Below are 14,686 nucleotides of genomic sequence, written 5' to 3'. Positions count from 1 at the left end.
CGTCTTCGCCGGCCTGACGCGCACGCAGTCCCCGGCGAAGTGCGCGCCGCCGTCTTGACGGCTGGCGGAGAAAGGCGTTGAAGGGGGCCATGGCCCTGCATCTCATCAAACTCTGCGTCGGTGCGGATACACTCGATGACCTGCGCGAGTGGGTTTCGAGGCGTGCGCTGGTCGCGCTCGCCGCCGGCCTAGAGCCAAGCTCGTCGCATACGACACGGATGATCCCCAAGCGCGTCGACGAACTGCTCGACGGCGGTTCGCTCTACTGGGTGATCAAGGGGCAGGTTCAGGCCCGCCAGCGTTTGATCGACCTGCGGACTTTCAAGGATGCGGACGGGATCACGCGCTGTGAATTAATCCTGGGGCCTGAGGTGATCGAGACAGCGCTTCAGCCCAGGCGCGCCTTCCAGGGATGGCGCTATCTGAAAGATGAGGACGCACCACGTGATCTGCGCAATCTCGACGGAGGCAGCGCCGACCTGCCGCTCGAGTTGCGGCGGGAACTGGCGGAATTGGGACTCCTCTGAGCCGGCAGCGCTTGCGAAAGCAGGTTCGAGACATTTGTGAGGCGCCCAGCCGGCGTCTCGCTCGCTCGGCGGCCCGGCGCCGGTCCGGGAACTACGGGGAAACATACCCTAGCAAGGGTCGGCCGCTCCTGACTGCCTCAGCGCGGCGGCCTCGCGAATGGCACTTGCCAGCACCTCGGTCGATTGCGCCCCCATCACCGCATATTTGTTGTCGATGATGAAACAGGGAACGCCGGTGATGCCCATCTCACGCGCCATGCCGATCTCCTCCTTGACGGAGTCGACATCGGCGCCGGTCGAAAAGAGCGTGCAGACGACGGCGCGATCCATGCCGCACTTCTCGGCGATGTCCAGGAGCACGCTGCTATCGCCGATATTCCGGCCTTCCTCGAAATAGGCCTTGAACAGCGCAAGCGTGACGCAGTTCTGGACTTGCGGCCCCTCGATCATCGCCCAGCGCATCAGCCGGTGCGCGTCGAGCGTGTTCGGGCTTCGTGAAATGGCTTCGAAATGAAAATCGATGCCGGCCTGCTGGCCCAGTTCCGTCAGCGTCCTATGGGCACGTTCGACTGCATCTTCGCCGCCGAGTTTCTCAACGAGGTGCTTCCTGTGATCCACCCCTTGGGGCGGCATGTCCGGATTGAGCTGGTATGGCCGGAAGGTGACCATCACGTTCAATTCATCGCAGACGGCGTCGACCGCCTGCGCAAGCCTCTTCTTGCCCAGATAGCACCAGGGGCACACAACATCGGAGACGACGTCTATCGTTACGGTTTCCATGTCCCGTCCATCCTCCCTGCACAAGGGCTTGTCACAATCCGGAGATAGTTGCGAGCGTGCCGCACTTCAACGGTCCGTCCGCCGTTAGTCTTCAAATACAGTGCGCCTGGACCGGCCTTATTGGACGCGCGCATCCCACCATACCGGAAACTGGTAGCCATAGAGCGGCATTGCATCCGGATGAGCGATGTAGCTGTGCCGCGCCAGCCACTGCTGGCCAAGATGATAGAGCGGCAGGACGTAGTGGTTGGATAGCAGCATGCGGTCGTGTGCGCGCACCGCGGAGCGGAAATCCTCGGCGCTGCGCGCGGCCAGGATCGCATCCACCAGCCGGTCGACCTCGGGATCGTTGGCGCCGGCAAAGGCCTCGCTTCCTTCGCGATCGCGAAAATCGGAACGCCAACGCGCCGCCTGCTCGATTCCCGGCGAAAGCGACGAGGCGTAGGCCCGGATGATCACGTCGTAGTCAAAGGTCTGGGCGCGGCTCTGATATTGCGAATCATCGACCGTGCGGACGGATGCGCGAATGCCCAGCGCGGCGAGAAAACGCTGATAGGCGAGGGCGAGTTTTTCCTGATCGGCGTTCTGGGTCATGATCTCGAAGGCGAGCGGTCTGCCGGCCGCATCGCTCATGACGCCGTCCTTGATCGTGTATCCCGCCTCCTTCAACAGGACCACGGCCTGCTTCAACACCTTGCGGTCGCGGCCGGAGGCATCGGTGACCGGCCAACGGTAGCTCCCGTCCAGAATCGCCGGCTCGATCCTATCCAGCGCAGGTCCCAGCAGTTGCCGCTCCCGGCCATCTGCCGCAACGCCGAGCGAGGAGAGTTGGGAATTCTGCCAGAAGCTCTCCGTCCGCTTGTAGGCACCCTCAAACAGGTTCTTGTTGACCCATTCGAAGTCGAACACGAGCGACAGACCATGACGCACCCGGACGTCAGAGAACATCGGCCGCCGGGTGTTGAACACGAAACCGAGCATGCCCGAGGGAACCTGCGGCCTGAACGTGTCCCTCACAATGGCGCCGGAGGCTACCGCCGGAAAATCGTAGCCCCGCGCCCATTTCGTCGGATTGCCTTCCTGGTAGACGTCCACGTCGCCCTTCTTGAACGCCTCGAACAGCGAATTCTCCTGCAGGAAGTACTCGACCGTGATCCGGTCGTAGTTGTCAAAACCGATCTTCGCGGGAATGTCCTTCCCCCAGTAGTCGGGATCGCGCTCGAAAACGATCTTCTCTCCAGGCTTCACCTCCTTGATCCGATAGGGGCCGGAGCCGAGCGGGAACTGCAACGTGGTGCGGTCGAACCCTTCGACCTCGGTCGCGTGCTTCGGCAGAACCGGGGAAAGGGCAAGCAGCAGCGGCGACTCGCGGTCGGCCTTGTCGTTGAAGGTAAAGCGGACGCTGTTGTCACCGACCTTTTCCATCGTCTCCACGACGTCGAGCCTGCGGCTGAAGGGAGAGCGTCCCTTGTCGCGCAACAACTCGAAAGAGAAGATTACGTCGTCGACGGTTACCGGTTGGCCGTCGGCCCACCGCGCCTTGGGATTGAGGTTGAACTGGACGAAGCTGCGCTCGTCGTCCCATTCCACCGTTTCGGCCAGGAGCCCGTACATGGAAAAGGGCTCGTCCCGCGAGCGCTGCATCAGCGATTCGTAGACAAGGTTGCCGAACTCCGGATCCCAAAGACCGCGCGCCGTCGTGCGCATGCTCTTCAGGATGAACGGATTGAGGTTGTCGAATGTGCCGACGACGCCGTAGGTGATCTTGCCGCCCTTCTTCACGTCGGGATTCACATAGGAAAAGTGCTTGTAGTCCGGCGGCAGCGCGGGATCGCCATGCATCGCGATCCCATGCAGCGGTGCAGCATCCGCAAGGCAAACCGGTTGCATCGCAAGTCCGATGAAGAGCGCTGTCAGTAGAACCCGCAAGATGATTCCTCGTATTGCTGAAATGACGATTCGGCGGCAACTTACATGGGCGTGCCATGATCGAACATTCTTGACGCCCCTTTTTGATGAAGTCTGGGCAAAAACACGCAAGGGAGACTGGATATCCACCGCGGCGCATTGTAACAGGGGAGCCCGAAACACGGGTCATGCAAATGCCTCAATTCGCCGACAGGAGAGCGCACGGCTGACCAGACATTCAGGGGCGAACAGCGCTCGGCACCGGTTTTCAGGAGACGGAACCTCGTTATGAAATCGATCCTTACAAAAAAAGCACTGCTTTCGGCATTTGCTGTTTCGCTCGCGGCCGGCACCTTGCCCGCCACAGCCCAGGCGCAGCAGGGAGCAGCCCCGCAGGGCTGGTTCAAGGTCTGCACGAAGCAGGAAGAGAATGACGTCTGCATCGTTCAGAACCTGCTGACGGCAGGCGGCGGCCAGTTGCTGACGGCCGTCGGCCTGATCACCGTCGAGGGCAAAGTCAATCGGAAGATCATCCAGGTATCCGTTCCGAGCGCGCGGCTGATCCCGACCGGCGTGGCGATGCAGATCGACGGCGGCAAGCCGCAGAAGATCGACTACGCCATCTGCATGCCCGACAAGTGCGTCGCCGAGGCGCCGTTGACCGACCAGATGCTGGCGAGCCTGAAGAAGGGCGGCGAAGTGGTGTTCACCTCGGTCAACTTCCAGCGCACGCCGAACCCGATCAAGATGTCGCTGTCCGGCTTCACGGGCGCGTTCGACGGCGAGCCGATCGAGCAGTCGAAGCTCGAGGAGCGTCAACGTCTGCTGCAGGAAGAGATGCAGAAGAAGGCTGACGAAGCCCGCAAGAAGCTCGAGGACGCCCAGAAGGCGGCGAAGAGCCAGTAAGCGCGCACAAGATTAAAAACCAGGAAACCCGGCGATCGTGGCGGGTTTCCTGCCGCATTGGCGAACCGGCGGCCGGTTGGGGCAGGGCGCCTCAGTGGACGATGCCTGCATCGACCTTCCAGTGGTAGGTCCCGGCGGCATCGGGTGTCATCAGCGCCCGGACCTGCGGGTGACGGATCGGGACGCCGCTGTCGTCCGCAACGAGATTCTGCTCGGACACGTAAGCGACATATTCCGTATCAGCGCTTTCCGCAAAGAGATGGTAGAACGGCTGATCCCTTGATGGCCGAACGTCGGCGGGAATGGCGTTCCACCATTCTTCGGTATTGGCAAACTCGGGGTCGACGTCGAAAATCACGCCGCGAAACGGATGGATTCGATGGCGGACCACATCACCAATCCCGAACTTGGCATTTCTTATTTTCATGTCTGCTTTCCTTTCGCGCCACTATTTGGGAAGGCGCGCGCAAAACACAAGGTCTGTGCCGTTCAGGTTGCCACGCGACAAGGCGGTGGCGCAGCACAAGTCGAAATTGGAAAGCATATTGGTCCATCGCGACATATACTCAATCCCTAATACTCGGGAGAGGGGACGGCGCGGGACCCAGCCGCGGGGTGGCTACATCGGCATGGAACCGGGCTGAACGGCGGAGCGCGTTCTTGCGAAACGCCGCCCATCAAGGACGCACCTTGACCGAGAGCTTCAATTGCCGGATTGGCTCTGGAGCTCAAAGTATGGCTGCAAGTTTGCGCGGATGCGCTCCAGTACCGTTGCGCCGGAAAGGTCGGGAGCGAACTTCTGTCCGGTGATCGTCTCATATGCCTGGATATAGACCTTCGAGGTCTGTTCGATCAGGTCGGCGGGAATTTCCGGGATCGGATCCTTGTACGGGTCGCAACGCTCAGTGACCCAGGCGCGTACGAAATCCTTGTCGAAGCTTAGCGGGCGCGTGCCGCTGGAAAATGCTTCGCCGTAGCTGTCTGCGATCCAGTAGCGGCTGCTATCCGGAGTGTGGATCTCGTCGGCCAGCACGATTCGGCCATCCTTGTCGGTGCCGAATTCGTATTTGGTGTCGACGAGGATCAGGCCACGTTCGGCCGCGCGCTGTTGGCCGCGGGCGAAGAGAGCGAGCGCATAGGCGGAGACCGTGTCCCATTGGGCGCGCGTCAGCAGGCACTGATCGAGGATGTCGGCGCCGGAGAGCGGCTCATCGTGTCCACCATCGAAGGCCTTGCTGGTCGGGGTGATGATCGGCTGCGGCAGCTTCTCGTTGTCCCGCAAACCGTCCGGAAGGCGGATTCCGTACATCTCGCGTTCACCGTTCTTGTATTTCGTCAGGATCGAGGTGCTGGTCGTGCCGGCCAGGTAGCCGCGCACGACGACCTCGACCGGCAGGATGTCGAGCCGCGTGCCGACGACGACGTTCGGGTCCGGATAGGCCAGAACATGGTTCGGACAGATGTCGGCCGTTTCCTCGAACCAGTAGCGCGCCGTCTGCGTCAACACCTGGCCCTTGAACGGTATCGACGTCAAGATCACGTCGAAGGCGCTGAGGCGGTCCGTCGCGATGATGATGCGACGGCCGTCGGCAAGATCGTAGTTTTCACGGACCTTGCCTTTATAGTAGCCCGGCAGTTCGGCAATGTAGGCATCGGAAAGTACGCGCGCGTTGCTCATCGGCCGGGCCTTTCGTGGAGCAGGATTGATAGCGCCACGGCTTAAGCAGCCACAAAGCCCGGGTCAAGCCGCGGATTATAGATGCGAGGTACAAACCGCAGTTATCTGTTCCATAATCTATCTTATGCAAGAGTGATGTGTAGCCGCAAAGTTAGAATGTCCTGGATCTGCAAAGTAAGAATGTCACACTCCCCGCGTTTGATGACGTGGGAGATTGCGGATGGGACTGATTGCGTTGAGCGAGCGTGCCCCGCAGCGGATCGAGGTTTTGTCGAAGGTGGTCGCCGGCCGGATGACGCTGGCTTCGGCGGCGCATGTTCTCGACCTGAGCCCGCGCCATGTCCGTCGACTCTTGGAGCGGATCAGCACTGTCTGTGCGGCGTCGATCCGGCACAAGGCGATCGGTCGGCCATCGAACAACGAGACCATAAGCGGTCGCAGCCGAGCAACCGGCGCCCCACCGAAGAGTTTCGCAATGCGGCCTAGGTCCTAGCCCAGCAAGCGTTAAAGCGCCCTCGTATCGTGCCTATCACGAGGGCGCTTGTCTGACGGATGGGGTTTCCCGACCATCGTCGAATTTGCCGGCTGGCAGTGTTCAGGCCGCGCGAACGGTCACGGTAATCGGAATCTCGATGTCGACTTCCAGCGTGGTGACGTGCTCGCCGCGATCCATCTTTACACTCACCCGTTCGTCATCGATCTCGACGTGCTTGGCGATGACGGCGAGGATCTCTTCCCTGAGAATAGCGATCAGATCCGATTGACCGACCGTTGCCCGCTCGTGGGCCAGCAGCACCTGCAGACGGTCGCGCGCCGTCGGCGCGGAGCTCTGCTTGCTGAAGAAACGGAAAATGCTCATGCCGCCCTCCGCCCGAATATCTTGCCCAGGATGCTGCGTTTCTCGCCCGGAATGCTCATCGGCACGGTCTCGCCGGCAAGGCGACGGGCCGCATCGAGATAGGCGATCGCCGGGGCGCTGCGGCTGTCAGCCAGCGTCACGGGAGCACCGATGTTGGACGCCTTCAACACGTCCATGCTTTCCGGAATGATGCCGAGCAACGGGATCGACAGGATCTCGAGGACATCGTCGACCTTCAGCATGTCGCCGCGATCGGCGCGCGCGGCGTCGTAACGGGTGAGCAACAGGTGCTTTTCCATTCGTTCGCCGCGTTCGGCCTTTTCGGTCTTGGCGTCGAGGAGACCGATGATGCGGTCGGAATCGCGCACCGACGACACTTCCGGGTTGGTCACCACGACGGCCACGTCCGCATGGCGCATGGCGAGCGTCGCGCCCCGTTCGATGCCGGCCGGGCTGTCGCAGATGATCCAGTCGAAGTGCCGTTTCAGGTCGTTGATGACCCGCTCGACGCCCTCCGGCGTCAGGCTGTCCTTGTCACGGGTCTGGGACGCCGCCAGCATGAAGAGCGTGTCGAGACGTTTGTCGCGGATCAGTGCCTGCGGCAGTTTTGCCTCGCCCTGGATCACATTCACCAGGTCATAAACGACCCGACGTTCGGCCCCCATGACGAGGTCCAGGTTGCGCAGGCCGACGTCGAAATCCACAACGACGGTCTTCTCGTTGCGCTGGGCCAGCGCCGCTCCGAGAGCGGCACTCGAAGTCGTCTTGCCGACTCCCCCCTTACCGGATGTCACCACGATTACTTTCGCCATCTTCCGCTCCTGTTGCTGGCCGGCAGCCGGCTCAGTTTAGTCTTTCTGCCATAATCGAATCGCCCTCGAGCCAGAGCTGGACCGCCTGCCCGCGAAGGTCTGCGGCCATATCGTCCGCGGTCTTGTAGACGCCGTCGATCGCCAGCAGCTCTGCCTCAAGCTTTCGGCAGAAGATGCGTGCTCCCGCGTTCCCTACCGAGCCAGCCAGCGCCCGCCCCCGGAGGGTGCCGTAGATGTGGACGGATCCGCCGGCGATGATCTCCGCACCGGATGCGACCGATCCAACGACCGTGACGTCGCCTTCCGGGAAGAACACCGATTGCCCCGAGCGCACGGGCTCCCGGATGATCATCGACGCCGGCGCCTTGACGATCTGTGCGTCTTGCGGGGCCGTCGGCGCCTTGCTGGTGTCCGCGGTCCGCTCGACCACCGGAACCTCGATTTCGGGCGCAGGTCGCCCTCCCCGCATCGCCGGCGGCATCCCCGGCTCGAACAGCGAGGGTCGTCCGCCCTCGATTCCCATGACCCGCACGTTGCGGTTCGCAAGCTCTGCAAGCAGGTCCTTCAGTTGCGGCCGGTCGATGTCGAGTTCGGCCACATCGAGCACGATCGGCCGTTCGAGGAAGAAACCCGCCGACCGCGCGGCGAGATCGTCAAGCCGGCTAAGCCACTCGCCGAGCGGCATTTCCGGTGAAAGCATCAGCGCCAGGAAGGATCGGCCCTTGATACGGATCGAACGAGGTTCTGTTAACACTTTGGGGATCTTCGTTAATTTTTGGTTCCCCATAGCTACCCGATTCATGGTTAACAAGAAGTTAATTTCACCCCCGGCGGATGGAAATAGCGGCCCGGCTGGCAGCCGCTCAGCGTGCTCGTGAGGCGTGGTTCGGGCCAATGGGGCGAGGCCCGCCGCCGTAGCACGCGTTACACGGACCGCGTTGGCGACCAGGAAATCGACCATCGCGCGGACCTTGCCAGGACGACGGGAGATGCCGTCGTCTTCGGCGGGAACGCGCAGGCGATCGCATCGTGCCCCTCGCCCTCACCCACCGGCTGCCAAGAAATATCAACATGTCTCTGGCGCTTCGTCCGGCTTCGCGGCATCCTGCAAAAAGGAGAGAGTTGCGATCCTGGCAATGGGAGGAATGCCGATGCGCTGCTTTGCCGTGATGGGACCTTCGCAGACGGGGAAATCAACGCTGGTCGACAAGCTGGCGGCGTTGGAAGGAACAGCGCGAAAAGCCACCTCCCCTTACGGCCTGAACCTTTGCCAGTTCGAGTTCGGCGGTGAATTCTGGTGCGCACTCGACGCGCCGGGGTCGATCGAATCATTGGCGCACGCACAACAGGCGCTTCTGGCGAGCGACGCCTGCATCCTGTGCGTCTCCCCGGTCCCGGAGGAGGCGGTGCTCGCCGCACCTTATCTTCGGGTTATCGAAGCCTCCGGCACGCCCTGCATCATCTTCATCAACCGCATAGACGAGCCGCGCGGGCGCATTCGCGACGTGATCGCGGCGTTGCAGGACTATGCACGACACACCCTTGTTCTGCGGCAGATCCCGATTCGCGAGGGCGAGAAGATCGTCGGCGCCGTCGACCTGATCTCGGAGCGGGCCTGGCGGTACCGCGAGGGCCAGACCTCTTCCCTCGTCGCTATTCCGCAGGAGTTGGCGGAACAGGAACACGAGGCGCGCTTAGGGCTGCTCGAGCAACTGTCTGAATTCGACGACTGGTTGCTGGAAGAACTGATCGAGGACCGGCAGCCGGACAGTGCGGCGGTCTACTCCATCGCCTCGCGAATCCTGACGCAGAACCAGATCACCCCGATCTTTATCGGCGCGGCCAGCCACAGCAACGGGATCATGCGCCTGATGAAGGCGTTGCGTCATGAGGCTCCACCCGTCGAGGCGCTGCGCGGCCGACTGGCGAGTGCGGCAGACATCTCGGACGGTGAACTTGCCGCAGTGACCTTTCATGCCTTCCACCGGCAGAACATCGGCAAGACCGTGCTCGCCCGCGCGTTGAACGAAATGAAGCAGTCGTCGCAGGGCGAATTCGCGCTGGGCAGCCTGCAGGATCCGATTGCCGGCCGGCCGCTCGCCAATGGCGTACCCGCCCCGAGCGAGGTGTTCGCGACGGTCAAATCCGACCGTTTGCCTGTGCCGGCGCTGCTTACGGCCAGCTCGGCACTCGCGGCGCCCGGCTGGGTCGCGCCGCCGTCGCCAATGCTCGATCGCATCCTGGTGCCCGACAGCGAGCGGGACGAAACCAAGCTGTCGGGCACGCTGGCGAAGCTCGCGGAAGCCGATCGGGGGCTTCAAGTGACGCAGGAGGAGGGATCGGGCGCCTATCTCGTCAGTGTCCAGGGGCCATTGCACCTGCGCGAGGTCAGCAAGGCCTTGAACGACGTGTTCCACATTCCGGTCACCGAGCAGTCGCCGCGTGCGGTCTATCGGGAGACGATATCCAAGCCGTCCGACGTGCACTATCGCCACCGCAAGCAGACGGGCGGTGCCGGGCAGTTTGCCGATGTCAAGCTCAGCATCCACCCGAACGAGCGGGGAAACGGCTTTTCGTTTGCGGAGGTCGTCAAGGGCGGCGCCGTGCCGCGGAATTTCATTCCCGCCGTCGAAGCCGGCGCACGCGAAGCGATGGACAAGGGCCCCCTGGGCTTCGGGGTCATCGATGTCGGCGTCACGCTCACCGACGGACAACATCATACGGTCGACAGCTCGGAATATGCTTTCAGGACGGCCGGGAAAATGGGCGTACGCCAGGCCCTGGCGCAAGCTTCGCCGGTGCTCATGCAGCCGATCCTCCGTGTCGAGATCCACATCCCGTCGATCTATACGGGCGGCCTGGTTCAGATCGTCTCGGCGCTGAAGGGACAGGTCCTGGGATTCGACCGCGACGAATCTGCCAAGGGTTGGGATACGTTTCGTGCGCTCGTTCCCGGCAACGCGCTCGACGAACTGGCACGGTCGCTGCGATCGGCGACGCAAGGCATCGGTTATTTCTCCAAGTCGTTTGATCACTACGAGGAGGTGTACGGCAAGGAAGCCGACGCCATCGTGACGGCCCTTGGCTCGCACTCCTCCTGAAGCGGCGGCGCCTCTCCGGCCACACCACCGGTCTGGCCAGCCGTGGCACGTTCACACCGCGCATTACTGAGCCACAAGATTTCACGAACTGTTGAATGGTGACGAATTAGATTAAAATAAAGATATAACATGCTGTTATATTGTATTTTTGTCGACTTTCGCGCATGTCGTGAAGCAATCCGCCTACTTTCAAGTGCCGGTGATTGGCCTAGTCTGAGAAAAGAGCAACGGAGCTTTTGCCATGAGGTCGGTTCCAACAGCAGTGGCGATCTTTCTCTTGGCCTTGCCTGCTGCGCCCGCCGCTTTGGCGGGCGAACCCGTCGATTCGGCGCAGGCCGTCATCGAGCGCCAGATCGACGCCTTCCTGCACGACGACGCCACGGCTGCCTACTCGTTCGCCTCGCCGACGATCCGGGAGAAATTTCCCGACGAAACATCCTTTTTCGACATGGTCAAACGCGGCTATGGGCCGGTGTATCGCCCCGGGAACTTCGCCTTCGGTCGCAGCAAGGTGTCAGGCGGCACGGTCTTGCAGGAGGTTCTGATCACCGGCAGCGACGGCAAGGACTGGACGTTGATCTACCAGGTGGTTCGCCAGCCGGACGGCAGCTACAAGATCAATGGGGTGCATATGCAGCCGGCCGCTCCGGGCTCCGACATCTGACGCGCGGCTCTCAGGCCCCGCTCTTGGCCTCGGCTTCGCCACGCGCCCAGGCTTCCTGCGTTTCCGCCATGAAGTCGGCGTAGCGCCCCTCTTCGATCGCCGCGCGAATTCCCGCCATCAGGTCCTGATAGTAGGCCAGGTTGTTCCAGGTGAGCAGCATCCCGCCAAGCGACTCGTTCGCGCGCACGAGATGATGCAGATAGGCGCGCGAATAGTCCCGCGACGCCGGGCAGTTCGATTGCTCGTCGAGCGGCCGCAGATCTTCCGCGTGGCGGGCGTTGCGAATGTTGATGCGGCCATTGCGGGTAAAGGCAAGGCCGTGGCGTCCCGAGCGGGTCGGCATCACGCAGTCGAACATGTCGATGCCATGCGCGACCGACTTCAGGATGTCGTCGGGCGTGCCGACACCCATCAGGTAGCGCGGCTTATCGGTCGGCAGATGCGGGCAGGTCGTGTCGATCATGTCGAGCATGACCGCCTGCGGCTCTCCCACCGCCAGCCCGCCGATCGCATAGCCTTTAAGATCAAGGGCGGCGAGCGCCTGCGCCGAGCGCACGCGCAGTTCCGGAATATCGCCACCCTGGACGATGCCGAACATCGCCTTGCCCGGCTGGTCGCCGAAGGCGACCTTGCAGCGCTCGGCCCAGCGATAGGACATCTCCATCGCCCGTTCGATTTCCTTCGGTTCCGCCGGAAGACGGACGCATTCGTCGAGCTGCATCTGGATGTCGCTGTCTAGCAGGCCCTGGATCTCGATCGAACGCTCCGGCGACATGTGGTGCAGCGAGCCGTCCACGTGGCTCTTGAAGGTGACGCCCTTCTCGTCGAGCTTGCGCAGTCCCGACAGCGACATGACCTGGAACCCGCCGGAATCCGTCAGGATCGGCCAGGGCCAACGGATCAGGTTGTGCAGACCGCCGAGGCGCGCGACGCGCTCCGCGCCGGGGCGCAGCATCAGGTGGTAGGTATTGCCGAGGATGATATCGGCGCCGAGCTCCCGGACCTGGTCGAGATACATCGCCTTGACGGTGCCGACGGTGCCGACCGGCATGAAGGCCGGCGTGCGGATCGTGCCGCGCGGCATCGTCACCTCGCCGCGCCGCGCCTTGCCGTCGGTCGCAAGCAGCTTGAATTCAAATCGTTCGGTCATCGGTCTTCCCGGAAAAGCAGGCTGGCGTCGCCGTAAGAATAGAAGCGGTAGCCGGTGCCGATGGCGTGCGCATAGGCCGCGCGCATCGTCTCGAGACCGGAGAAGGCCGAGACGAGCATGAACAGCGTCGACTTCGGCAGGTGGAAGTTGGTCATCAGCACATCGGCGGTGCGGAAGCGGTATCCGGGCGTGATGAAGATCCCCGTGGCGCCGGACCACGGCTCGATCGTGCCGTCCGCCGAGGCCGCGCTTTCAAGCAGCCGCAGCGACGTCGTCCCGACGCAGACGATGCGCCCGCCCCTCGCCCGCACGGCATTCAGGGCATCAGCCGTTGCCTTCGAGACGTGGCCGATTTCCTGGTGCATCACATGGTCGTCGGTATCGTCCGCCTTGACCGGCAGAAAGGTCCCGGCTCCGACATGCAGTGTGACGAAATGGCGCTCGACGCCCTTGCGGTCGAGCCGCTCGAACAGCCCCTCGGTAAAGTGCAGCCCGGCGGTGGGGGCTGCGACCGCACCCTCCTCGCGGGCATAGATGGTCTGGTAGTCGCGTCGGTCCGCCTCGTCGCCCTCCCGCTTGGAGGCGATATAGGGCGGCAGCGGGATGTGGCCGACGGTCGCGATCGCCTCGTCCAGCGTCGGGCCGAAGAAATCGAACCGCAGCGTCACCTCGCCATTGTCACCCTTCTCCTCGACGGTGGCGTCAAGCGTGCCGAGCAGGCAGACCCTGCCCTCGTGGCCGAAGGAGATGCGGTCGCCCACCTTGATGCGCTTGCCCGGCCTGGCGAACGCCTTCCAGCGGTCGGCGGCGATGCGCATGTGCAACGTCGCCGATACTTGCTGGCCGCCCGCCCCTTCCCTGTGGCGAATGCCCTCGAGCTGCGCCGGGATCACGCGGGTGTCGTTGAACACCAGGGCATCGCCCGGCTCAAGAAAATCGGGCAGGTCGCCAACCCGGTGGTCGGCGAAGGGAACCGGCTGCCCTGGATGGACGACGAGCAGGCGGGCGTCCTCGCGCGGTGATACCGGGCGTAGGGCGATGCGCTCTTCGGGGAGCTCGAAATCGAACAAATCTATGCGCATAAGCGGTCGTTGCTTCGGGTTTGAATGCCGATACCCCATTTCGGCAGAAAAGGGAAACCCGCCCCCACGCCACAGGCGCCGGAGCGGGCTCGTTCGATCGAAAGAGATCAGGCGTCGGCGGCGACTTTCATCGAGACGATCGTGTCGGGATCGCGCACCGGCTCGCCACGCTTGATCTTGTCGATGTTCTCCATGCCCTCGATCACCTGGCCCCAGACGGAGTACTGCTTGTTCAGCCAGGGCGCGTCGGTGAAGCAGATGAAGAACTGGGAGTTGGCCGAGTTCGGCATCTGGCTGCGGGCCATCGAGCAGGTGCCGCGGACGTGGCTCATGTTCGAGAATTCGGCCTTCAGGTCCGGCTTGTCGGAGCCGCCCATCCCGGCGCGAGCCGGGTTGAAGTCCTTGCCGCCCGTCTTGCCATACTGCACGTCGCCGGTCTGCGCCATGAAATCCTCGATGACGCGATGGAAGACCACGCCGTCATAGGCGCCCTCGCGCGTCAGTTCCTTGATGCGGGCGACGTGACCGGGCGCCAGGTCCGGCAGCAACTGGATCACGACCTTGCCCTTCGAGGTCTCCATGATGATGGTGTTTTCCGGATCCTTGATCTCGGCCATGGTCTTTCTCCTTGCTCTGAGGCTTATTTTCCGACGGTGACCTTGATCATCCGATCGGGATCGGTGACGGAGCCATTGTTGGCCTGATCACCGCGCTTGATCTTGTCGACATTCTCCATGCCTTCGACCACCTTGCCAACAACGGTGTACTGGCCATTCAGGAAGTCGCCCGGCGCGAACATGATGAAGAACTGCGAATTGGCTGAATCGGGATCCTGCGCGCGCGCCATGCCGACGGTACCGCGCTCGAACGGTACGTCGGAGAACTCGGCCGGAAGATCCGGCTGCGAGGAGCCGCCGGTGCCGGCTGCGGCCGGATTGAAGCCGCTTTCCATGTCACCGTACTGCACGTCACCGGTCTGGGCCATGAAGCCGTCGATCACGCGGTGGAACGCGACGTTGTCATATTCGCCAGCCGCTGCAAGGGCCTTGATCCGGGCCACGTGCTTGGGCGCGACATCGGGGCGCAGCTCGATGACGACCGGGCCGTCTTTCAACTGGATCGTCAGGTATTCCTTCGCCTGCGCCCAGACGCTGCCGGTGGCGGTCGCAAGGAGCAGCGCACCCGCAAACGCGATCTTCAAGAGTTTCATGATCACTCC

General features: G+C 62.7%; 15 protein-coding genes and 1 pseudogene. 5 read left to right on the top strand and 11 right to left on the bottom strand.

Going from position 1 to position 14,686, the window contains the following annotated elements; translation table 11 throughout:
- Positions 1-89: 89 nt before the first annotated feature.
- The gene (locus tag JNC62_RS16495) at positions 90-527 is read left to right on the top strand and encodes a DUF1489 family protein (RefSeq protein WP_374840105.1); all 438 of its coding nucleotides are present in this window, start codon (positions 90-92) and stop codon (positions 525-527) included.
- A 108-nt stretch (positions 528-635) separates the two neighbouring features.
- Here the strand turns inward: JNC62_RS16495 and JNC62_RS16490 are convergent, their stop codons facing one another.
- Together JNC62_RS16490 and JNC62_RS16485 are read right to left on the bottom strand one after the other, a co-directional pair.
- Positions 636-1,307 carry a DsbA family oxidoreductase gene (locus JNC62_RS16490; RefSeq protein ID WP_374840104.1) on the bottom strand — a complete coding sequence of 224 codons (672 nt, stop codon included), beginning with the start codon at positions 1,305-1,307 and terminating at the stop codon, positions 636-638.
- 117 nt (positions 1,308-1,424) lie between these two features.
- Entirely contained in the window at positions 1,425-3,197 is a 1,773-nt protein-coding gene (locus JNC62_RS16485; protein WP_374840202.1) for an extracellular solute-binding protein, read from the bottom strand.
- A 306-nt stretch (positions 3,198-3,503) separates the two neighbouring features.
- Between JNC62_RS16485 and JNC62_RS16480 the strand changes: the two genes are divergently transcribed.
- Positions 3,504-4,121 carry an invasion associated locus B family protein gene (locus JNC62_RS16480; protein WP_374840103.1) on the top strand — a complete coding sequence of 206 codons (618 nt, stop codon included), beginning with the start codon at positions 3,504-3,506 and terminating at the stop codon, positions 4,119-4,121.
- Positions 4,122-4,212: 91 nt separating this feature from the next.
- On the opposite strand, the gene hspQ is transcribed toward JNC62_RS16480, so the two are convergent.
- Complete coding sequence (gene hspQ, locus JNC62_RS16475; RefSeq protein WP_374840102.1) at positions 4,213-4,548, bottom strand: heat shock protein HspQ; 336 nt, start codon at positions 4,546-4,548, stop codon at positions 4,213-4,215.
- A gap of 276 nt (positions 4,549-4,824) precedes the next feature.
- Positions 4,825-5,799, bottom strand: a complete 975-nt coding sequence (locus JNC62_RS16470) for a phosphoribosylaminoimidazolesuccinocarboxamide synthase (protein ID WP_374840101.1) — start codon at positions 5,797-5,799, stop codon at positions 4,825-4,827.
- 220 nt (positions 5,800-6,019) lie between these two features.
- On the opposite strand from JNC62_RS16470, the pseudogene JNC62_RS16465 reads away from it, so the two are divergent.
- Positions 6,020-6,235 (top strand): annotated as a pseudogene (locus JNC62_RS16465) (helix-turn-helix domain-containing protein); the annotation flags it as partial.
- 159 nt (positions 6,236-6,394) lie between these two features.
- On the opposite strand, the gene minE reads toward JNC62_RS16465, so the two are convergent.
- Genes minE through minC form a run of 3 tightly spaced genes read right to left on the bottom strand, consistent with a single transcriptional unit; the run spans position 6,395 to position 8,233 of the window.
- Positions 6,395-6,658 carry a cell division topological specificity factor MinE gene (gene minE, locus JNC62_RS16460; protein WP_374840100.1) on the bottom strand — a complete coding sequence of 88 codons (264 nt, stop codon included), beginning with the start codon at positions 6,656-6,658 and terminating at the stop codon, positions 6,395-6,397.
- Positions 6,655-7,470: a septum site-determining protein MinD gene (gene minD, locus JNC62_RS16455; RefSeq protein WP_374840099.1), complete on the bottom strand. Its 816-nt coding sequence runs from the start codon at positions 7,468-7,470 to the stop codon at positions 6,655-6,657. Before minD ends, minE begins: the two co-directional genes overlap by 4 nt.
- Before the next feature lie 31 nt (positions 7,471-7,501).
- A complete protein-coding gene (gene minC, locus JNC62_RS16450) occupies positions 7,502-8,233 on the bottom strand; it encodes a septum site-determining protein MinC (RefSeq protein ID WP_374840201.1) in 732 nt (243 codons plus the stop codon).
- A 388-nt stretch (positions 8,234-8,621) separates the two neighbouring features.
- Here minC and JNC62_RS16445 point away from each other — a divergent pair, with 388 nt between their 5' ends.
- Positions 8,622-10,571, top strand: coding sequence for an elongation factor G (locus tag JNC62_RS16445; protein WP_374840098.1), 1,950 nt, complete (start codon positions 8,622-8,624; stop codon positions 10,569-10,571).
- Between the two features lie 241 nt (positions 10,572-10,812).
- Positions 10,813-11,235, top strand: a complete 423-nt coding sequence (locus tag JNC62_RS16440; RefSeq protein ID WP_374840097.1) for a DUF4864 domain-containing protein — start codon at positions 10,813-10,815, stop codon at positions 11,233-11,235.
- Positions 11,236-11,245: 10 nt separating this feature from the next.
- Here the strand turns inward: JNC62_RS16440 and tgt are convergent, their stop codons facing one another.
- The 4 genes from tgt to JNC62_RS16420 form a co-directional block, all read right to left on the bottom strand.
- Entirely contained in the window at positions 11,246-12,385 is a 1,140-nt protein-coding gene (tgt, locus tag JNC62_RS16435) for a tRNA guanosine(34) transglycosylase Tgt (protein WP_374840096.1), read from the bottom strand.
- Positions 12,382-13,467 carry a tRNA preQ1(34) S-adenosylmethionine ribosyltransferase-isomerase QueA gene (gene queA, locus JNC62_RS16430; RefSeq protein ID WP_374840095.1) on the bottom strand — a complete coding sequence of 362 codons (1,086 nt, stop codon included), beginning with the start codon at positions 13,465-13,467 and terminating at the stop codon, positions 12,382-12,384. The genes tgt and queA overlap by 4 nt, the downstream gene beginning before the upstream one ends.
- 107 nt (positions 13,468-13,574) lie before the next feature.
- Entirely contained in the window at positions 13,575-14,084 is a 510-nt protein-coding gene (locus JNC62_RS16425) for a peptidylprolyl isomerase (RefSeq protein ID WP_374840094.1), read from the bottom strand.
- A gap of 23 nt (positions 14,085-14,107) precedes the next feature.
- A complete protein-coding gene (locus JNC62_RS16420; protein ID WP_374840093.1) occupies positions 14,108-14,677 on the bottom strand; it encodes a peptidylprolyl isomerase in 570 nt (189 codons plus the stop codon).
- Positions 14,678-14,686 lie beyond the last annotated feature (9 nt).

This window comes from Mycoplana ramosa, from assembly GCF_041930185.1.
Classification (GTDB): Bacteria; Pseudomonadota; Alphaproteobacteria; order Rhizobiales; family Rhizobiaceae; genus Mycoplana; species Mycoplana ramosa.
Note: the sequence above shows the minus strand (reverse complement) of the source record. Positions and strands in the feature narration are given on the sequence as shown.